Annotated in this window: 15 protein-coding genes; 8 read left to right on the top strand and 7 right to left on the bottom strand. The window is 70.4% G+C overall.

All coding sequences use genetic code 11. The annotated features are described in order from the left end of the window. Positions 1-57: 57 nt before the first annotated feature. Both DSM104299_RS23455 and DSM104299_RS23450 read left to right on the top strand, forming a co-directional pair. Positions 58-1272, top strand: a complete 1215-nt coding sequence (locus DSM104299_RS23455) for an ROK family transcriptional regulator (protein ID WP_272474093.1) — start codon at positions 58-60, stop codon at positions 1270-1272. Positions 1273-1303: 31 nt separating this feature from the next. Beyond that, on the top strand, positions 1304-2500 hold the full coding sequence (locus tag DSM104299_RS23450) for an ABC transporter ATP-binding protein (protein ID WP_272474092.1): 1197 nt from the start codon (positions 1304-1306) through the stop codon (positions 2498-2500). A gap of 29 nt (positions 2501-2529) precedes the next feature. Here DSM104299_RS23450 and DSM104299_RS23445 read toward each other — a convergent pair whose 3' ends face one another. The 5 genes from DSM104299_RS23445 to DSM104299_RS23425 all read right to left on the bottom strand — a co-directional run bounded on the left by DSM104299_RS23445 (position 2530) and on the right by DSM104299_RS23425 (position 11014). Continuing rightward, a complete protein-coding gene (locus tag DSM104299_RS23445; protein ID WP_272474091.1) occupies positions 2530-2847 on the bottom strand; it encodes a VOC family protein in 318 nt (105 codons plus the stop codon). A 49-nt stretch (positions 2848-2896) separates the two neighbouring features. Beyond that, a complete protein-coding gene (locus DSM104299_RS23440; RefSeq protein ID WP_272474090.1) occupies positions 2897-6505 on the bottom strand; it encodes a methionine synthase in 3609 nt (1202 codons plus the stop codon). A gap of 51 nt (positions 6506-6556) precedes the next feature. Next, positions 6557-7624 (bottom strand): fatty acid desaturase family protein, encoded by a 1068-nt coding sequence (locus DSM104299_RS23435; RefSeq protein ID WP_272474089.1) that lies wholly within the window; start codon positions 7622-7624, stop codon positions 6557-6559. A gap of 17 nt (positions 7625-7641) precedes the next feature. Then, positions 7642-8727 carry a ferredoxin reductase gene (locus tag DSM104299_RS23430; protein ID WP_272474088.1) on the bottom strand — a complete coding sequence of 362 codons (1086 nt, stop codon included), beginning with the start codon at positions 8725-8727 and terminating at the stop codon, positions 7642-7644. A 142-nt stretch (positions 8728-8869) separates the two neighbouring features. Further along, complete coding sequence (locus DSM104299_RS23425) at positions 8870-11014, bottom strand: glutamine synthetase III family protein (protein WP_272474087.1); 2145 nt, start codon at positions 11012-11014, stop codon at positions 8870-8872. Between the two features lie 275 nt (positions 11015-11289). Here DSM104299_RS23425 and DSM104299_RS23420 point away from each other — a divergent pair, with 275 nt between their 5' ends. From DSM104299_RS23420 to DSM104299_RS23410, 3 genes are read left to right on the top strand one after another with little or no spacing between them, the layout of a single operon-like run. Further along, the gene (locus DSM104299_RS23420) at positions 11290-12768 is read left to right on the top strand and encodes an ammonium transporter (protein ID WP_272474086.1); all 1479 of its coding nucleotides are present in this window, start codon (positions 11290-11292) and stop codon (positions 12766-12768) included. Then, positions 12765-13136, top strand: a complete 372-nt coding sequence (locus DSM104299_RS23415; protein WP_272474085.1) for a P-II family nitrogen regulator — start codon at positions 12765-12767, stop codon at positions 13134-13136. The genes DSM104299_RS23420 and DSM104299_RS23415 overlap by 4 nt, the downstream gene beginning before the upstream one ends. Positions 13137-13176: 40 nt before the next feature. Continuing rightward, positions 13177-14406: a PucR family transcriptional regulator gene (locus DSM104299_RS23410; RefSeq protein ID WP_272474084.1), complete on the top strand. Its 1230-nt coding sequence runs from the start codon at positions 13177-13179 to the stop codon at positions 14404-14406. A 163-nt stretch (positions 14407-14569) separates the two neighbouring features. Here the strand turns inward: DSM104299_RS23410 and DSM104299_RS23405 are convergent, their stop codons facing one another. Together DSM104299_RS23405 and DSM104299_RS23400 are read right to left on the bottom strand one after the other, a co-directional pair. Next, entirely contained in the window at positions 14570-15127 is a 558-nt protein-coding gene (locus DSM104299_RS23405; protein ID WP_272474083.1) for an isocitrate lyase/phosphoenolpyruvate mutase family protein, read from the bottom strand. A 42-nt stretch (positions 15128-15169) separates the two neighbouring features. After that, positions 15170-15811 carry a hypothetical protein gene (locus tag DSM104299_RS23400; RefSeq protein WP_272474082.1) on the bottom strand — a complete coding sequence of 214 codons (642 nt, stop codon included), beginning with the start codon at positions 15809-15811 and terminating at the stop codon, positions 15170-15172. Positions 15812-16049: 238 nt separating this feature from the next. Between DSM104299_RS23400 and DSM104299_RS23395 the strand changes: the two genes are divergently transcribed. Genes DSM104299_RS23395 through DSM104299_RS23385 form a run of 3 tightly spaced genes read left to right on the top strand, consistent with a single transcriptional unit; the run spans position 16050 to position 18512 of the window. Continuing rightward, a complete protein-coding gene (locus DSM104299_RS23395; protein WP_028075942.1) occupies positions 16050-16790 on the top strand; it encodes an MlaE family ABC transporter permease in 741 nt (246 codons plus the stop codon). Then, complete coding sequence (locus DSM104299_RS23390; RefSeq protein ID WP_272474080.1) at positions 16790-17587, top strand: ABC transporter permease; 798 nt, start codon at positions 16790-16792, stop codon at positions 17585-17587. Before DSM104299_RS23395 ends, DSM104299_RS23390 begins: the two co-directional genes overlap by 1 nt. A gap of 7 nt (positions 17588-17594) precedes the next feature. Next, entirely contained in the window at positions 17595-18512 is a 918-nt protein-coding gene (locus DSM104299_RS23385; protein WP_272474079.1) for an ABC transporter ATP-binding protein, read from the top strand. Positions 18513-18568 lie beyond the last annotated feature (56 nt).

The following is an 18568-nucleotide window of genomic DNA, read 5'->3' as shown; positions in this document are numbered from 1 at the left end:
ATTGCCGACGGCTGGCACAAGCCGGTAGGCTGCCGGCCGGATGCGGGACCTTCACCGGTGCACGACGTCGTGACGCTCCAGGCCGCGGGCCCCCACGAGGTCCGGCCGCTGGCCGTCGGCGCGGGAGCGCTGCTCGACATCCTGCGCCATCAGCACGAGGCCAGCCGCTCCGAGCTGGCCGCGCGGACCGGGCTCGCGCGGTCGACCGTCGCCCAGCGCCTCGAGCTGCTCGAGGCCATGGGCCTGGTCGTGAAGTCCGGCCCGCGGGCGTCGACCGGCGGCCGGCCGGCCTCGACCGTGCGCTTCGCCGCCGAGGCCGGCGTCGTGTGCGCCTGCGACCTGGGCGCCACGCACTGCAGGCTGGCCATCACCGACCTGCACCGCAACGTTCTCGCGGAGGTCGCCGGCGACCTGCCGATCGCCGCCGGCCCTCAGCGCGTGCTCGACCGCGTCGCGCAGCACATCGGCGACCTCGTGCGCCGGCTCGGCCGCGGCCTCGAGGACGTGCGGGGCATCGGCATCGGCCTGCCCGGCCCCGTGGAGTTCGCCAGCGGCCGTCCGGTCAACCCGCCGATCATGCCCGGCTGGGACGGCATCGACGTCCCCGGGATGCTGGCGCGCTTCGGCGCGCCCGTCCTCGTCGACAACGACGTCAACATCATGGCCTTGGGTGAGCACTCCCAGAACTGGCCCGACTGCCAGGACTTCCTGTTCGTCAAGGTCGGCACCGGCATCGGCTGCGGGATCATCACCTCCGGCCACATGCACCGCGGCGCGCAGGGCGCGGCGGGGGACATCGGCCACGTCCGCGTCACCGGCGCCGACGTCGTCTGCCACTGCGGCAACGTCGGCTGCCTGGAAGCGGTCGCCTCCGGCGGCGCGCTCGTGCGCCACCTGGCCAAGGAGGACGCGCTGATCCGCAACTCGCGCGACGTCGTCCACGCGGTGCGCAACCGCGACCCGCGCGCCATCGCCGCCGTCCGGGCCTCCGGGCGCGCGATCGGCGACGCGATGGCCAGCGCGGTCAACTTCTTCAACCCTTCCGTGATGGTCATCGGCGGCGACGTCGCGCACGCGGGGGACGAGCTGCTCGCCGGGCTGCGCGAGACGGTCTACAGCCGCTCGCTGACGCTGGCGACCCGCTCGCTGGAGATCGTCACGTCGCGCCTGGACGACCAGGCGGGCGTGATCGGCGCGGCCACGATGGTCTGCGACACGTTGTTCGAGCCGGCGCGCATCGACGCCCTCGCGGCGCGCCGGGCGGCGGCTTGACCGAGGGCGACCGAGACAGGAGAGATGGGTCATGGCGGCGATCGAGTTCCGCGGGGTCAGCAAGCGCTACGACGACGGCACCGAGGCGATCAGCGACCTCGACCTGCGGATCGAGGACGGCGAGTTCGTGATCCTGGTCGGGCCGTCGGGCTGCGGGAAGTCGACGGCGCTGCGGATGATCGCGGGGCTGGAGGAGATCACCGGCGGTGAGCTGCTGCTCGAGGACGAGGTCATCAACGACGTCGTGCCGTCGGACCGCGACATCGCGATGGTCTTCCAGAACTACGCGTTGTACCCGCACATGACCGTGCGCGAGAACATGGGCTTCGCGCTGCGCGTCGCCAAGGTCGAGAAGGGCGAGATCAACCGCCAGGTCGAGGCGGCCGCGCAGGCGCTCGACCTCATGGAGCAGCTGGACCGCAAGCCCGCCCACCTCTCCGGCGGCCAGCGCCAGCGCGTCGCGATGGGCCGCGCGATCGTGCGCAACCCCAAGGCCTTCCTGATGGACGAGCCGCTGTCGAACCTGGACGCCAAGCTGCGCGTGCAGATGCGCGCGTCGGTCGCGCGGCTGCAGCGCCAGCTCGGGACGACCATGGTGTACGTGACGCACGACCAGACCGAGGCCATGACCTTGGGCGATCGGGTCGCGGTCCTGCGCGGCGGGGTGCTCCAGCAGTTCGGCACCCCGGCCGAGTTGTACGAGTCGCCCTGCAACCTGTTCGTGGCCGGCTTCATCGGCTCGCCCGCGATGAACTTCGTGCCGGCGCGCATCGGCGACGACGTGCTCGAGCTGCCGTTCGGGACCGCGCCGCTGACCGACGCGCTGCGGGCCGCGGCCGCCGAGGCCGGGGGGCGCGACGCCGTCGCCGGCCTGCGCCCGGCGCACTTCGAGGCCGCGTCGCTGGTCGACCCGAAGCTGCCGCGCCTGCGCTTCGGCGTCGAGCTGGAGGTCGTCGAGTCGATGGGCTCCGAGCTGTTCGCGCACTTCGCCTACGAGGGCGCGGCGGTCGAGGCCGAGCAGCTCGCCGAGCTGGCCGCGGACTCCGGGGTCGACGACGTCGGGCGGCCCGAGGACCGCGCGCTGGTCGTCGCGCGCCTGGACGCCGAGGCGCGTTCCAAGGCCGGCGACGAGATCGAGCTGGCGCTCGACACCTCCAAGCTGCTGCTCTTCGACGCCGAGTCGGGCCGTCGCCTCGGCGCGGCCGCCGCGCAGCCGGTCGCGGCCTAGGGGGAGCGGGGGCGCGCCTGGGCGGCCGCTCAGCCGACCTGGGCGAACCCGAGCTCGTTGCCGTCGGGGTCGACGAAGCGCGCCTTGCGCCCCGCGTCGCCCTCGCGCCGGATCTCGACGGGCGCCACGCCTCGCGCGGCGCACTCCGCGACCCACGCGTCCAGATCGTCGATCAGCACGGTGCTGATCGCACCGCCCGCGCGCACCGGATCGACGACCACGCACAGCCAGGCGACGTCGCCGGCGTCGCCCAACCGCCAGCACAGCTCGGTGTCGTTGGGCACGAGGTCGGCCTCACGCCCGAACAGCGCCTCGTAGAACACGCGCGCCGCGGCCAGATCGGCCACGGCGCACCCTGCGAACAGATGAGAGACGGCCGCCATCGCGGCCGACACACTAGGCCTGGGCGGCCACCCGCGTGTCCTCGCCCTCGCCCTCGGCCACGCCGCCGTCCACCGGGTCGGTGTCCAGCTCCTCGGCGTCGGCCTGCGCGAACAGCGACGGGTCGCGCTTGGAGCCCTTGATGACGTCGTCGGGCGCGGTCGCGTCGACCGGCTTGAGCTTGCCCTGCTTCATCCCGAAGTAGAACGCCTGCGGGTGGTGGGCGATCATCGCGAGCGTCGACTGCTCGGGCACCGGAGCGTAGCCGTCGCTGATCGTCATGCCGATCGTCTCCAGCGCCAGCAGCGCGTCGACCTTCTCGTGCTCGGACTGGTCGGGCACCGCCGGGTAGCCCCATGAGTAGCGCCGGCCCTGCGTGGCCTCGATGCCGAGGTCCTCGCGGACCTTCGCGTGCAGCCACTCGGCCAGGCCCTCGGCGGTCTGGACGCCCAGGCCGTGCGTGAACAGCTGCTCGGCGAACTCGCCGTCCTTCTCCAGCTGGGCCATCAGCTCGGTGACCTCGTCGCCGACTGTCACGGCCTGCAGGGCGATGACGTCCAGCTCGGGTGGGTGGGCCGAGGTCTTCGGGCGGAAGAAGTCGGCGACGCAGACGTGGTCGTTGCCCGGCTGACGCGGGTTGACGAAGCGCGTGAGGACCGTCTCGCGGTCGCTCGGGTCGAGCACCACGATGTCGTTGTCCTCGCTGTAGCAGGGGAAGTACCCCAACAACGCGCGCGGGTGCAGGTAGGTCTGGTCGCGCCACATGCGCTCGAGCCTGGGCCGGAAGCCCTCGTCCTCGTCGGTGCCGTCGACGAGCTGCTTCCACGCCTCGCCCTTGACGCCCTTGCCGCCCCAGTGCAGCTTGAACAGCACGTGGGTGTCGAGGTGCGGGTAGACCTCGTCGAGGTCGACCGGGATCTCGCGCACGCCCCAGAACGGGGGCTCGGGCACCTCGACGTCGGTCGCCGCGTCCGAGCGGTCGGTGCCGGTCGTGACGAGCTCGACGACCTCGTCGCCCTTCTCGCGGAACGTGTCGGCGTCGGTCTTCAGCTTGGCCAGGAGCGCGGCGCGCGGCTCCTCCTCCACGATCTGGTCCATGACGTGGAGGCCCTCGAAGGCGTCCTTGCAGTAGAAGACGCCCGGGTCATACAACTTGCTGTCGTCGAGGCCGTTGACATGCAGCGCGCGGTAGCCGAACGCGCGGTTGATGGCGGCGCCGCCGATCAACACGGGGAAGTCGAGGCCCTCGCGCTCCAGCTCCTGGACGGCGAGCGGCATCTGCTTGGACGTGGAGACGAGCAGCGCGCTGAGCCCGATCGCGGTCGCGTCGTGCTCCTTGGCCGCCTCGACGATCGTGGAGACCGGGACCTGCTTGCCCAGGTCGATGACCGTGTAGCCGTTGTTGGTGAGGATGGTGTTGACCAACGACTTGCCGATGTCGTGGACGTCGCCGAAGACGGTGGCCAGGACGACGGTGCCCTTGGTATAGCCCTCGATGCGGTCGAGGTACTTCTCCAGCTGGGCGACCGAGCGCTTCATGACCTCGGCGCTCTGGAGCACGAACGGCAGGATCAGCTCGCCGGCGCCGAACTTGTCGCCGACCTCCTTCATCGCCGGCAGCAGCACGTCGTTGAGGACGGGGACCGCGCCGAGCTTCTCGACCGCGGCGTCGATCTGGGCCTCGACGCCGTCCTTCTTGCGGCGCAGGATGTGCCAGTGCAGCGCCTCCTCGGGCTCCATGCCCGCGGTGGGGTCGGCGACCTCGGCCTCGGCCTCCTCGCCGCGGCTCTCGAAGTGCTCGATGAAGCGCTGGAGCGCGTCCTCGCGCTTGTTGTACACCAGGTCGTCGGCGAGCTCGCGCTCCTGCGCGCTGATCTCGCCGTAGGGCGTGATGTGATTGGGGTTGACCATCGCGAGGTCCAGGCCGGCCTCGACGCAGTGGTGCAGGAAGACGGAGTTCAGGACCGCGCGCGCGGGCGGCGACACGCCGAAGGACACGTTGGACACGCCGAGCGACGTCTTGACGCCGGGCAGCGCCTCCTTGACCGCGCGGATGCCGTTGATCGTCTCGACCGCCGACGGCTTCCACTCGTCGTCGCCGGTGGTCAGCGTGAACGTCAGGACGTCGAAGATCAGCAGCTCGGGGTCGAGCCCGTGCTCGTCGCAGGCGATCTCCTTGATGCGCCGGGCGATCTCGACCTTGCGGTCGGCGGTCTTGGCCATGCCGACCTCGTCGATCGTCAGCGCGATCAGCGCGGCGCCGTGCTGGATGGCCAGCGGGATCACGGTGTCGGCCTTCGCGCGGCCGGCCTCCAGGTTGATGGAGTTGACGATCGCGCGCCCCGGGGTCTGCTCCAGCGCGAGCTTGATGACGTCGGGCTCGGTCGAGTCGATCTGCAGCGGGGCGGGCTGAGAGAGCGAAACGCGCTTGGCGACCATCCGCATCTGCTCGTCCTCGTCGACGCGCTCGGTCAGCGCGACGCAGAGGTCGAGCACGTGGGCGCCGCCCTCGACCTGGTCCTCGGCGATCTGGACGAGGCCGTCGTAGTCGTCGGCCAGCAGCAGCTCCTTGGCCTTGCGCGAGCCCTGCGAGTTGACGCGCTCGCCGACCAGCGTCGGGGCCGGCTCCTGGGCCAGCGGCGTCGCGGAGATCATGCTCGACACGTGCGGGGCCCGCGGCGCGGGGCGCGAGCCGGGCTGGTGGCCCTTGACGCGCTCGGCGATCGCCGAGATGTGGTCGACGGTCGTGCCGCAGCAGCCGCCGACGATCGACACGCCGTGGTGCTCGACGAACTCGCCGAGGACCGTCGACAGCTCCTCGGGGCCTTCGGGGAAGACGGTCTCGCCGTTGCGGCCCTGCTGGGGCAGGCCGGCGTTCGGGATGCAGTGGACCGGGACCGGCGAGAACTCGCCGAGGAACCGGATCGCGTCGCGCATGTCGTTCGGGCCGGTCGAGCAGTTGAGCCCGATGACGTCGACCTTCAGCGCCTCGAGGGTGGCCAGGACGGCGGAGATGTCGGTGCCGAGCAGCATCTTGCCGCCGTTGGGCAGCAGCGAGACGGAGGTCTGGATCGGCAGGACCCGGCCCTCCAGCTTGAACGCCTCGCGGGCGCCGAAGACCGCGGCCTTGACCTCGAGGATGTCCTGCGCGGTCTCGATGATGATGAGGTCGGCGCCGCCGCGGACCAGGCCCTGAGCCTGCTGCGTGAAGACCTCGACGAGCTCGGCGAAGGTGATCTTGCCCAGCGTCGGGTCGTCGGAGGCCGGGAGGTGGCCGGTCGGGCCGATCGAGCCGGCGACGAACCGCGACTCGCCGACCGCGGCGCGGGCGATCTCGGCGGCCTTCTGGTTGATCTCGAACGTGTGCTCGCCGAGACCCCACTCCTCGAGCTTGAGGCGGGAGGCCTGGAACGTGTCGGTCTCCACGACCTCCGCGCCAGCCCGGACCATCGACTCGTGCAGCTCCTGGATCACGTCCGGGCGATGCAGCACCAGCGCCTCATGGCACTTGCCGGCGAGACCGCCGTAATCGGCCTGGGAGAGCTCGAACTCCTCCAGCGTCGCGCCCATCGAGCCGTCGAAGACGACGACGTGGTCACGGGCGGCGGCCAGGAAATCGCGCATGAGATGAAGGGTAGCGCAACCTTGACACAACTGTGTCAGGGTAGCTGGGGGTCAAGGAAGCGCGTAGCGCAGGATCTTCTTCGCCACCGAGCGATACTGGCGGCCCAGCGGGCCGCTCGCGTACGGCAGGTCGTAGCGTTCGCACACCGCACGCACCCGCGGCGCGATCTCGGGGTAGCGGTGGCAGGCGACGTCGGGGAACAGGTGGTGCTCGATCTGGAACGAGAGGTGGCCGGTCATCAGGTGGAACGGGCGACGACCGTCGAGGTTGCAGGAGCCGAGCAGCTGGCGCACGTACCAGCCGCCGCGGCTCTCGCCCTCGAGCTGCTGCTCGGGGAACGTCTCGGCCTCCTCCGGGAGGTGGCCCATGAACACGATGGTATGCGTCCAGGCGCTGCGCAGCACGTTCGCGCTCAGGTTGGCCAGCAGCGTCCTGCGGGCTCTCCGACCCGACACCGCGGGGAACAGCACGTAGTCCTTGGCGAGCTGGCGCGCGGCCTTGCGCGCGAACGCGCGCAGCTCCGACTTGGCCTGCGACGCGGTCTTGCGGCCGTCGCGCACGGCGTCGAGCTCCATGTCGTAGATCGCGATCGCCCACTCAAAGATCAGCGCGAGCGCGATCCCGTACAGCGGCTGCAGCAGGTAGACGGGGTGCCACGGCTGGTCGGGATGCACGCGGATCGCGGAGTAGCCGAGGTCGCGATCCTTCCCGACGATGTTGGTGTAGGTGTGATGCTGGTAGTTGTGGGAGTGCTTCCACGAGGCGGCCGTCGACGGCGCGTCCCACTCCCAGGTCGTGGAGTGGATCTGCGGATCGCGCATCCAGTCCCATTGACCGTGCATGACGTTGTGGCCGATCGCGAGGTTGTCCAGGATCTTGGCCGTCGTGAGCAGCGCCGCGCCGCCGACCGCCGCTGAGCGGGACCGCGTGACGAACAGGAGGATCCGCGCGCTCGCCTCGAGCGCGCGCTGGAGGGCGATGACGCGCCGGATGTAGGCGGCGTCGGGCTCGCCGAGGTCGGCGCGCACCGCGTCGCCGATCGCGTCGAGCTCCCGGGCGATCGCGTCGAGGTCGTCGTCGGTGAGCCGCTCGAGCGGGCTCGCAGGGTGCGTGGGCATGTGGGTGGGTGGTGCTCCTAGAGGTCGATCGCTACGGCGCCGGCGGCGACCGAGACGCAGGTCTGGATCACGTCGCCCGCGCCACCGCTGACCTGGCCGGTGCGAACGTCGCGAACCAGGCCCGCGCGCAGCGATCCGACGCAGGTCCGGCAGATTCCCGCGCGGCATCCGCTGGGCAGCAGCGCGCCGGCGGCCTCCCCGGCGGCGAGCAGGGTCGTGGTGCCGTCGACGTCCACGGTGACGCCGCTGCGGGTGAACGTGACGGTCCCGCCCTCGGCGTCGTGCGCGCCGGGTGCGACGGCGGGGTGGAACCGCTCGACCCTGAGGCGGGCCGCGACGCCGGCCTCGTCGAAGCGGGTCTGCAGGTCGTCGAGCAGCGCGCTCGGGCCGCAGGCCCAGGTCTCGCGCTCGGTCCAGTCCGGCACGCGCTGCAGGATCTCGGCCGCCGACGGGCGGCCGTCCTGCGCGGTGTGGTGCTCGTGCAGGCGCAGCGTGCGCCGGCCGGCGTGGCGGCGCAGCTCGCCGGCGAACATGACGCTGCTGGGCTGCCGGTCGACGTGGACGAGCACCGCGTCGTGCAGCGCGCCTGACCTCGCGAGCGTGCGGAGCATGCCCATCACCGGCGTCACGCCGCTGCCCGCCGTGACGAAGAGCAGCCGCTCGGGCGGCGGCTCCGGCAGGACGAAGCCGCCCGCCGCCTGTCCGAGGAAGACGATCGAGCCGGGTGCCGTGCGTCGCACGAGGTGGGTGGAGACGAGCCCGTCGCGGACGGCCTTGACCGCGATCGAGATGTGGCCGTCGACGCCGCGCGGCGGTGAGGTCAGCGAGTAGCTGCGCTGATGGCGCACGCCGTCGACCGCGATGCCGAGCGTCACATGCTGGCCGGCGCGATGGCCGCGCCAGCCCGCTCCAGGGCGGATCACGATGGTCGCGCTGTCAGACGTCTCTTGGCGGACGTCGACGACGCGACCCGCCAACTGCCGGTTCGACCACAAGGGGTTGACGAGCCCGAGGAAGTCGTCGGGCGCCAGCGGCGTGGTCAGCAGGCTCGCCACATCCAGGAGCCGGCGCTGGGGCCAGCCGCGGTGGGCGATGCGGCGCATGGACCCCCACCTTAGTCGCTGGAGGCGTAGATCCTGATCGCAGTTTCGCAATCATGCCGATCGAGATCGTCGATTGCCGGCGAGAACGACGAAAGCCCTGCGATGTGCAAGGCTTTCGTGTCCGGCGATATGCCGCGGAACGCTACTTGATGAACAGCATCTCGCTGTACTTCGGCAGCGGCCACAGGTCGTCGGCCACGATGCGCTCGAGGCGGTCGGCGATCGTGCGGACGCCGTCCATCGCGGGGATGACGGTGTCGCGCATGTACTTGGCGTGGGTCAGGCCGCCGTCGGGGCCGTCGTGGTCGTTGGCCTTCTCCAGCGCGAGGATCGCGTCGAAGAGCTCGGTGACGAGCGGCTCGACCTCCTCGGCCAGGCCGGCGACGCCCGAGGCCTTGACCTCGGCGACGTGGCGGGCGGCGGCCGGCAGGATCATCGTCCGCGCGATCGACGCCGCGGTCTCGGCCTCGATGTTGAGCTTGGTCGAGTACTGCTCGACGGCGACCTCGAAGCGCGACTCCAGCTCGCGCTCGCTGAGCACGTTGTAGCGCTCGAAGGCCCGGATCGTCTGCTTCTCGACCAGCCACGGCAGCGCGTCCGGCGTCGTGCGCAGGTTCTTCAGGCCGCGCTCCTTGGCCTCCTTGTGCCACGCGTCGGAGTAGCCGTCGCCGCCGAAGACGATCTGCGAGTTCTTCTCCCAGACGTCCTTGACCACGATGCTGACCGCGGCGGCGACATCGCCCTTGGAGGTCTTCAGCGCCTTCTCGAGCACCGAGCTCAGCTCGTCCACCGACTCGGCGACGATCGTGTTGAGCACCGCGTTGACCATGCCCAGCGACATGCTGGAGCCCAGCGCGCGGAACTCGAACTTGTTGCCGGTGAACGCGAACGGCGAGGTGCGGTTGCGGTCGCCGCCGTCCATCGGCAGCTGCGGCAGCACCTCGGCGCCGAGGCCGAGCAGGCCCTTCTTGACGCGGCGGCCCTTGCCCGTGGAGATCTTCTGGAACGCGTTCTCCAGCTCGGCGCCCAGGAAGATCGAGATGATCGCCGGCGGCGCCTCGTTGGCGCCCAGGCGGTGGTCCTGGCCGACGTTGGCGACGCTCGCGCGCAGCAGCGCCTGGTGCTTGTTGACCGCGCGGATGACCGCCGCGCAGAAGAACATGAACGACGCGTTGTCCTCCGGCGTGTCACCCGGGTTGAGCAGGTTGTGGCCGGTGTCGGTGCCCATCGACCAGTTGTTGTGCTTGCCCGAGCCGTTGACGCCGGCGAACGGCTTCTCGTGCAGCAGGCAGACCATGCCGTAGCGGCGGGCGACGCTCTGCAGCACCGACATCGTCAGCTGCTGGTGGTCGGAGCCGACGTTGGAGTTCTCGAAGATCGGCGCCAGCTCGTACTGGCCCGGGGCGACCTCGTTGTGGCGGGTCTTGACCGGCACGCCGAGCTTGCGGAGCTCCTGCTCGGACTCCATCATGAAGGACAGCACGCGCTCCGGGATCGTCCCGAAGTAGTGCTCGTCGAGCTCATGGCCCTTGGGCGGCTTGGCGCCGAAGAGCGTGCGGCCGGTCGTGTACAGGTCCGGGCGCTCGAAGTAGTACTGCTCGTCGACGAGGAAGTACTCCTGCTCCGGGCCGACCGTGGTGAAGATGCGCTGGGCCTCGTGGTCGCCGAGCAGGTCGAGCGCCTTCAGCGCGCTCTTGCTCAGCGCGTCCATCGAGCGCAGCAGCGGGATCTTGGTGTCCAGCGCCTCGCCCGTCCACGACACGAACGCCGTGGGGATGCAGAGGAACGTGCCGTTCGGGTTGTCCAGGATGAACGCCGGCGACGTCGGGTCCCACGCGGTGTAGCCGCGGGCCTCGAACGTCGCGCGGATGCCGCCGGTCGGGAACGACGAGGCGTCCGGCTCGCCCTGGATGAGCTCCTTGCCCGAGAACTCGGCGATGGCGTGGCCGTCGCCGGTCGGGTTGTAGAAGGAGTCGTGCTTCTCGGCGGTCAGGCCCGTCAACGGCTGGAACCAGTGCGTGTAGTGCGTGGCGCCCTTCTCCATCGCCCACTCGCGCATCGCCTGGGCGACGGCGTCGGCCAGCGAGGAGTCGAGGGGCTCGCCGGCGTCGAGCGTGGCCTGGAGCTGCTTGAAGACGTGCTTGGGCAGGCGGGAGCGCTGCTCGTCGACGGTGAAGACGTTGGCGCCGAAGACGTTGGCGCCCGGCGCGGTGAGGTCCGGGGCGCCGAGGGCGCCGCCGTTGACCGACCACTGCGCGGCCGTGACGTTCTGCTGACGGGAACTCATGGGGCGGGAACTTCCTCCTGTGCGTGTGCGTGGCGCTGGGCGCGCGGGTGCGGCTCGCGGCCGGCGGACACCTACGAGCCTATTTCCCGCGCGTGAGAGACGCCTTGTACCAGTGTCCAAAGTCCGACGCGGGACCTTCGCCCGGAAGTAGGCCACCCGGCCCAGACCATCTCGACCGGATGGCGAACCACCCCCGACGATCTTTCGACATCGGGCTAACGACCCGTGCCCCATTCCGGAAGAGACTGCCACGGCACGCTCGACTAGGAGGTCACATGAGACGTTCCCTGACGGCTCGCGCGCTGATGTTCGGCTCGCTCGCCGCTCTGATGGTGCCGGCAACGGCATCCGCTGATGTCTACGATCGCGCCGGGAGTACCGGCCTGCTTCAAAGCGTCGGCATCAACTCGATGTGGGTGGTCGTCGCCGGCTGCCTGGTGATGTTCATGCAGGCGGGCTTCGCCTTCCTGGAGATCGGCTTCTCCCGCGGGAAGAACGCCGGCACCATCGTCGCGAAGATCCTCGTGAACTTCTCGATCGCCGCGATCCTGTACTGGGCCGTCGGCTTCGCTTTCGCCTTCGGAGGCGATCTTGGGCACGTCATCGGCACGCACGGGTTCTTCCTGCGTGACTACGGCGACCCGCAGGCGGCGTTCCCGATCATGGGCTTCTCGAACGCCACGATCGAATCGAAGTTCTTCTTCCAGTTCGTCTTCTGCGCCGTCTCGCTGGCCATCGTCTGGGGCACCACCCTGGAGCGGGTCAAGTTCGGCGTGTACGTCCTGTACGCCATCGTCTTCTCGGCGCTCATCTACCCGATCGCGTCGGGCTGGGTGTTCGGCGGCGGCTGGCTGCAGGTCAACGTCGGCATGCAGGACTTCGCCGGTTCCACGGCGGTCCACCTCATCGGTGCGACCGGCGCGCTGGCGGCCCTGCTGCACCTCGGCCCGCGCAAGGGCAAGTACGGCCCTGACGGCAAGCCCCGGGCGATCCCCGGGCACAACATGCCGCTGTTCGGCCTGGGCATCTTCATCCTGTGGCTGGGGTGGTTCGGGTTCAACCCGGGCTCGACGCTCAACGCGCTCGACGGTCGCTTCCCCGAGGTCGTCCTGACCACGAACATCGCTGCCGCCGGCGGCGTGCTCACCGCGGTCGCGACGGCGTTCTGGAAGACCAAGACCATCGACATCGGCATGGCCGGCAACGGCGCGATCGCCGCGCTGGTCGCGATCACCGCCCCGTCGGGCTACGTGGTCCCGTGGGCCGCGCTCGTGATCGGCATGGTCGCCGGCGTCATCGTCGTCCTCGGTGTCTACGCCATCGACAAGTACATCGACGACCCGGTGGGCGCGCTCTCCGCGCACGGCCTGGCCGGCATCTGGGGCACGCTCGCGTGCGGCATCTTCACGCACCCGGATCTGGCGTCGTTCAACACGGTCGGCCAGGGCGGCCTGATCTACACCGGCTCGTTCGAGCAGCTGGGTCGTCAAGCCCTCGGGGTGGTCACCGTGTTCGCGTTCGTGTTCGTCGCGAGCTACATCGTGTTCGGCGTCATCAAGGCGACGTACGGCATGCGTGTCTCCGAGGAGGAGGAGCTGGCCGGGCTGGACATCTCCGAGCACGGGATGTACGGGTACCCGGAGCAGTTCATCCCCGCCCCGGAGCTCGTCGGCTACGGTGCGGCACCCCAGGGGACCGCCGCCGCAGCAGGCGTCGGGCCCATCGCGACCCCCACGGAGGTTCCCGCAACATGAAGATGGTGGTGGCATACATCCGCCACGAGGCGTTCGAGCCGATTCGCACGGAGCTCCTCGACCTCGGGTTCCCCTCGCTGAGCATCAGCGAGGTGAAGGGCTCGGGGCGCCAGAAGGGCATCACGGAGCGCTATCGCGGCGCCGAGCTGACGAACTACCTGCGACCCAAGATCAAGATCGAGTGCGTGGTCGCCTCGGGTGACGTGCAGACGATCGTGGACACGATCCTCAAGCACGCTCGCACCGGCGCCGTCGGTGACGGCAAGGTGTTCGTCATGCCCGTCGAAGAGGCGTACCGCGTCCGTACGGGCGAGGCCGGCGAGGAGATCCTCCAGGCCCACCCCGACGCCGCGACTACGGGCGCCTAGGTAGAGGAGAGAGACCGGAATGGGTGAGGCGGCGGAGAAGATGGATCCTTCCGCGCGTTCCGCCGCCTCGCCGGCCGGTTCGCTGGTGGAGCGGCTGCGGTCGGTCCACCTCAAGATGGTCGACGCCGTGCTCGGCGGCGACGGCCTTCAGCAGGTCGCGGCGCTGGCCGCGGAGGCCGCGGGCGCCCCGGTGGCGATCGTGGTCCCGCGGCTGGATGCCGCGGTCGCGGCCGGCGGCGAGTCCGGCGTGCGCGATCACGTCCTGGAGGAGGTCCGTCGGTACGTGTCCGACCGGGTGCGGGACCGCCCGTCGCAGGTGCCCGAGGCGCTGGCGGCGGAGGCCCCGATCCAGTCGGGCGACGACATGGTCGGCGCCGTGGTCCTGTTGCGGGACCCGGCGGCCGGCGCCGCGGAGCCGTCCGTCGAGGCGGGCGACTTCCTCCACCTCGCGGCGGTCGCGTGCCTGACCGAGGTCGCGGTCGAGGAGGCCAAGGAGGAGGTCGAGCAGAACCTGCGCGGCTCGTTCTTGGAGGACTTGCGCTCGCGGCCGGACCTGGAGCCGCGCGAGGTCGTGCGGCGCGCGGCCCGGCTGGGCTGCGACCTGTCGCGCGGCGCGGTGGTGCTGTGCGCCGAGTTAACGACCGACCGGCCGCGTCACGTGATCGCGACGATCACGGGCGACGAGCCGGGCGCGCTGGCCGAGCATCTCGACGGGCGCGTCTACGCGATCCTGCCGGGCACCGGCGGCGACGACGCGCCGGACACGACGACGGCCCGCGGCCGCGCGCTGGCGACCCGCCTGCGCCGGCACGGCACGGTCGGCGTCTCGAGCTTCTACTCCGATCCCGCGGAGCTGCCGCGCGCCATCCAGGAGGCCGAGCTGGTCCTCGACGTCCTCAAGCAGGGCGAGGGCGGCGGCTGGGACGGCGTGCAGGACATCGGCACCGGCACCTACCGGCTGCTGTTCCGCGTGCTGGCGTCTCACCCGGAGGAGGTGCGGTCCTTCTACGAGGACACCGTCGCACCCATCGTCCGCTACGACGACCAGTACCGCACCGACCTGGTCGGCACGCTCGAGGCCTACCTGGAGCAGAACTGCAACATGAACGCGACGGCGAGCGCGATCTACGCGCACCGCCACACGGTCGCCTACCGGTTGGAGCGCGTGAAGGAGCTGACCGGGCTCGACCCGATGCTCTCCGAGGACCGCGAGCGCCTCGGCCTGGGCCTGAAGGCCTACCGGATCATCGCGCCGCGGCTGCCGAAGTAGGCGGGCGCGGCGCCTCGGTTGCCGCGCCTCCACGGTCGGTGGCGCCGCCACCGCCTCCGGTCCTCCGCCACGCGCGCGCCGCGCTTCAACGTCTGTGTCGCCTGGTGTCCCGCAGAGGGACATCAGACGACACGGATCCCGGGTGCCGTTTCCCGCGCCCCGCTCAGCCGCCCATGATCGTGTTGACCTCGGCGTAGCTCAGCGCCCCGCCCGTCGCGGCGCCATAGGTCCCGTCGTCCAGGAGCTCGCGGGCGGCGAGCTGCGTGACGGACAGCGCCGCGCGGGCTGGGCCGGAGCCGGTGGAGACGCGGGCGATGCCGAGGGCGGACAACGAGGACACCGGCGGGAGGCCCGGAACGGCCAGGACGTTGATGGTGGTTTCGAAGCCCTCGACCGCCGCCACCAGCGCGCGCAGGAGCTCCGGCTCCCGCGCGCCCGGGACGAAGACGCCGTCCGCTCTCGCCTTCGCGTACGCGCGTGCGCGTGTGAACGCGTCGCCGGCGGCCACGGCGATCGCCGCGACCGCCCGCAGCATCGCGTCGCGCCCCAACCGCTCGCCGTCGGGCAGCCCGAGCGCGAACGCGATCCCCGCGGACGTCGTGCCCAACGAGGGAGCGCCCGCGGCGACCAGCACCTTCGCGCTCCCCGCGTCCCAGGCGTTCAGCAGCCGCAGTGGCGCAGCCGCGGTGTGCAGCTCCCGGAACGTGGCGGCGCGAGACATGCGCCCAACGCTACGCCCGCCACGCTTCGGCGGACGCCGAGCTCAGCTCGACGCGCCCGAGCCCGAGTCCGACGAGGACACCACGTCGCCCGTCTTCGGGTCGACGGTCACCTCGGGCGCCTGGCTCGACACGCGGCGCTTGAAGGTGCCGGCCGCGTCCTGGCCCGCCGCCGTCCGGGCGATCGCCTTGCCGTTCAGCCCGGCCGCGACGTGCCAGCGCAGCGTGTGGGTGCCGGCGGTCACGGGCGTCACGTGCCAGACGAACTCGCGCGTCTTGCCGGCGGCCAGCGGACCCAGGGCCCACGTGCTCACGTACGCGGTGTCGCCGCCGTGCGGCCCGCGGTCGACGATCCACAGCTGCCGCGTGGGATCCGACAGGTCCGGCTGGGTCGAGCGCGTCGTGAAGCCGGCGCCGCCCTTGGCGTCGTCGTCGTTGGTGACCGTGACGGCGACGTTCGGGATCGTCTTCGTGCCCGCGTTGCGCACGACGATGCGCATCACGGCCGAGCTGGCGAGCCGCTGGTGGTCGCTGAACGAGGCCGAGACGACCTTCACCTCGTAGGTGCCCGACGGCTCGTCGGCGTCCTGGCGCTCGCCGCCGCCGCAGCCCGCAGCGGTCAGCGCAGCCGCAGCGCACAGCGCCGCCACCGCCAAAGTCGTGATGGCTCTCCGGGACCCCTCCACTGCGCGCGGACCGTACCAGAGGGAGGTGTCACGGAGCGCAGGTCGAACGAGCCAGAGCCGTCACGGTTCCTGTTTGGCAGCCGTGACGACGGTCACATAGACTGGCCGCCGTGCGGGAGCCTGCGCGTTGCAGGTAGGCCCGAGGGTTGCAAGAGGAGAGGTCCGACACCGCGTGGTCAGCACGGTTGCCGACCGGGCATTCGCCCCGGCGAAGAGCCTGCTCGAAGAAGTGGGCGACATGATGATCCTGACGGGCAAGACGTTGGTGTCTGCCCTTCGCCCGCCGTACCCGTACGGCAGCGAGTTCGTGGGTCAGTTCCTGTTCGCGCTGCGCCTCTGCTGGCTGCCGCTGCTCATCTCGACCGTCGCCGTCTCCTACGGCGCGCCGGGCCTGCAGGCCGCGAACTTCCTGATCCTCTTCGGCGCGCTGGACCGCCTCGGCGGCTTCTTCGTCCTCGCGATCATCCGCGAGTTCGCGCCGTTCGTCTGCGCGATCATCGTCGCGGGCGTCGCCGGCACGGCGATCACCGCGGACCTCGGCGCCCGCAAGATCCGCGAGGAGCTCGACGCCCTCCAGGTCCTAGGCGTCGACCCCGTCAAGAACCTCGTCGTCCCGCGCTTCCTGGCCCTGATGCTCGTCACGGGCCTCTTCGACATCTTCGCCATCATCTTCGGCATCACCGGCGGCCTGATCGCGACGCTCGTCAACGGCGCGCCGCTCGGCCCGTTCTGGGCGACGTTCTTCACGAACGCGTCCACGACCGACCTCTGGGGCTCGCTGTTGAAATGCACCATGTTCGGCGCGATCACGGCGATCGTCTGCTGTTACAAGGGCATGACCGCGTCCGGCGGCGCCGAGGGCGTGGGCAAGGCCGTCAACCAGGCGGTCGTGATCACGTTCCTAGGCGTGTTCGCCTTCAACTACGTGTTCACCCAGACGCTGCTGGCCACGCACCCCGACATCACGGTGATCCGCTGATGGGCGGCTGGCTGGCAGTCCCGAAGGACTGGATCTCCTCCTTCGGCGACATCGCGAAGTTCGCCGGCAAGATCCTCGGCCAGGTCTACAGCCTGCGCGTCCTGCACTTCTTCGGCGAGACGCTGCGCCAGTGCGGCGTGCTGATCCTCGGCTCGACGATCGTCATCTGGGGCCTGGTCTTCATCGTCGGCCTGCAGTGCGGCATCGAGGGCGCCTACTTCACGCGCGCGCAGGGCGCGCCCGCCTACTCCGGCGTCTTCGCCGCCTGGTGCGACCTGCGCGAGATCGTGCCCTACGGCTTCGGCTACATGATGGCCGCGAAGGTCGGCACCGGCATCGTGGCCGAGCTCGGCTCGATGCGGATCTCCGACGAGATCGACGCGCTCGAGGTCATGGGCATCGACTCGGTCCTGTTCCTCTGCGCGACGCGGCTGCTCGCCGCGTGGCTGGTCCTGCCGTTCATGTACATGGCGGCGGTCGGCGCGGGCTTCTTCGCCAGCTACCTCGCGGTGGTCCAGCAGATCGGGGAGGTGAGCTCCGGCGGCTTCTCGCTCATCTTCTGGATGTTCCAGAACCCTCCCGACCTGCTCTACAGCGTGATCAAGGGCATGGTGATGGCCACGGCCATCGTCCTTGTCGGGTGCTACTACGGCTACCACGCGGGCGGAGGACCCGTCGGCGTCGGTACCGCCACCGCAAAATCGATGGTGATGAACATCGTTCTGGTGCATCTCATCGGGATGTTGGGAACACAGGTGTTCTGGGGAGCGAACCCACGGGCTCCAATCGGAGGCTGAACGAGACATGTCCGACGAGAACGACGACACCACCACCGAGCGCGGCGACCTGCCGCGCAACTCCGACGACGAGCGGCTCGCGGTCGTACGCGAGGCGCCGCCGACGGGCGGCCACGACGGCGAGGACGACGAGTACCAGTGGCACACCGGGCTCAACCGCCCGACGGGCGTGCCCGATGCCGTCGAGTTCGTCGACGTCCACAAGGCCTTCGGCCGCAACAAGATCCTGCGCGGCCTGAACATGGGCCTGCCCGAGGGCAAGATCTCGATGATCCTGGGCCCGTCGGGCACGGGCAAGTCCGTGTGCATCAAGCACATGGTCGGGCTGCTGTACCCGGACGAGGGCGACGTCCTCGTCCACGGCGAGTCGGTGCCGAACATGACCGACGACGAGCTGTTCGACATGCGCAAGCGGTTCGGGGTCCTGTTCCAGGACGGTGCGCTATTCGGCTCGATGAACCTGGTCGACAACGTCGCCTTCCCGCTGCGCCAGCACACGGACAAGAGCGAGGAGGAGATCCTCGAGATCGTCCATCAGCGCCTGGACGAGGTCGGGCTCGGCGGCGCCCACGACAAGATGCCCAACGAGCTCTCCGGGGGGATGCGCAAGCGCGCCGGGTTCGCACGGGCACTGGTCCTGGATCCCAACATCGTGCTCTTCGACGAGCCGGACTCCGGCTTGGACCCGGTCCGCACCGCGCTGCTGTGCGAGCTGATCCAGGAGATCCACGACGAGAACGGTGGCGCCTACACGGTGATCACCCACGACATCATGAGCGCCCGCCGTGTGGCCGAGTACATCAGCGTGCTCTGGAAGGGCCGGATCGTCGAGGCCGGCCCGGCGGAGGAGCTCTTCAACTCCGAGAACGCCTTCGTCCGCCAGTTCCTGTCCGGCGAGTCCCAGGGGCCGTTGGGCATGGAGTAGGACCTCGCCGTCGCGTCGTCGACGGTTCGCAACATCGTCTCAACACTTCATTTGGA

Origin of the sequence: Baekduia alba (genome assembly GCF_028416635.1) — a bacterium.
Classification (GTDB): domain Bacteria; phylum Actinomycetota; class Thermoleophilia; order Solirubrobacterales; family Solirubrobacteraceae; genus Baekduia; species Baekduia alba.
This window is presented reverse-complemented; position numbering and strand designations above follow the sequence as displayed.

Bases quoted from the DNA above. Each gene is read 5' to 3' on its own strand.
- DSM104299_RS23430 (WP_272474088.1), bottom strand. From the start codon at position 8,727: ATGCGCCGCATCGCCCACCGCGGCTGGCCCCAGCGCCGGCTCCTGGAT.
- DSM104299_RS23420 (WP_272474086.1), top strand. From the start codon at position 11,290: ATGAGACGTTCCCTGACGGCTCGCGCGCTGATGTTCGGCTCGCTCGCC.
- DSM104299_RS23405 (WP_272474083.1), bottom strand. From the start codon at position 15,127: ATGTCTCGCGCCGCCACGTTCCGGGAGCTGCACACCGCGGCTGCGCCA.
- DSM104299_RS23390 (WP_272474080.1), top strand. From the start codon at position 16,790: ATGGGCGGCTGGCTGGCAGTCCCGAAGGACTGGATCTCCTCCTTCGGC.
- DSM104299_RS23440 (WP_272474090.1), bottom strand. From the start codon at position 6,505: ATGCGCGATTTCCTGGCCGCCGCCCGTGACCACGTCGTCGTCTTCGAC.
- DSM104299_RS23410 (WP_272474084.1), top strand. From the start codon at position 13,177: ATGGATCCTTCCGCGCGTTCCGCCGCCTCGCCGGCCGGTTCGCTGGTG.
- DSM104299_RS23385 (WP_272474079.1), top strand. From the start codon at position 17,595: ATGTCCGACGAGAACGACGACACCACCACCGAGCGCGGCGACCTGCCG.
- DSM104299_RS23450 (WP_272474092.1), top strand. From the start codon at position 1,304: ATGGCGGCGATCGAGTTCCGCGGGGTCAGCAAGCGCTACGACGACGGC.
- DSM104299_RS23395 (WP_028075942.1), top strand. From the start codon at position 16,050: ATGATGATCCTGACGGGCAAGACGTTGGTGTCTGCCCTTCGCCCGCCG.
- DSM104299_RS23435 (WP_272474089.1), bottom strand. From the start codon at position 7,624: ATGCCCACGCACCCTGCGAGCCCGCTCGAGCGGCTCACCGACGACGAC.
- DSM104299_RS23415 (WP_272474085.1), top strand. From the start codon at position 12,765: ATGAAGATGGTGGTGGCATACATCCGCCACGAGGCGTTCGAGCCGATT.
- DSM104299_RS23425 (WP_272474087.1), bottom strand. From the start codon at position 11,014: ATGAGTTCCCGTCAGCAGAACGTCACGGCCGCGCAGTGGTCGGTCAAC.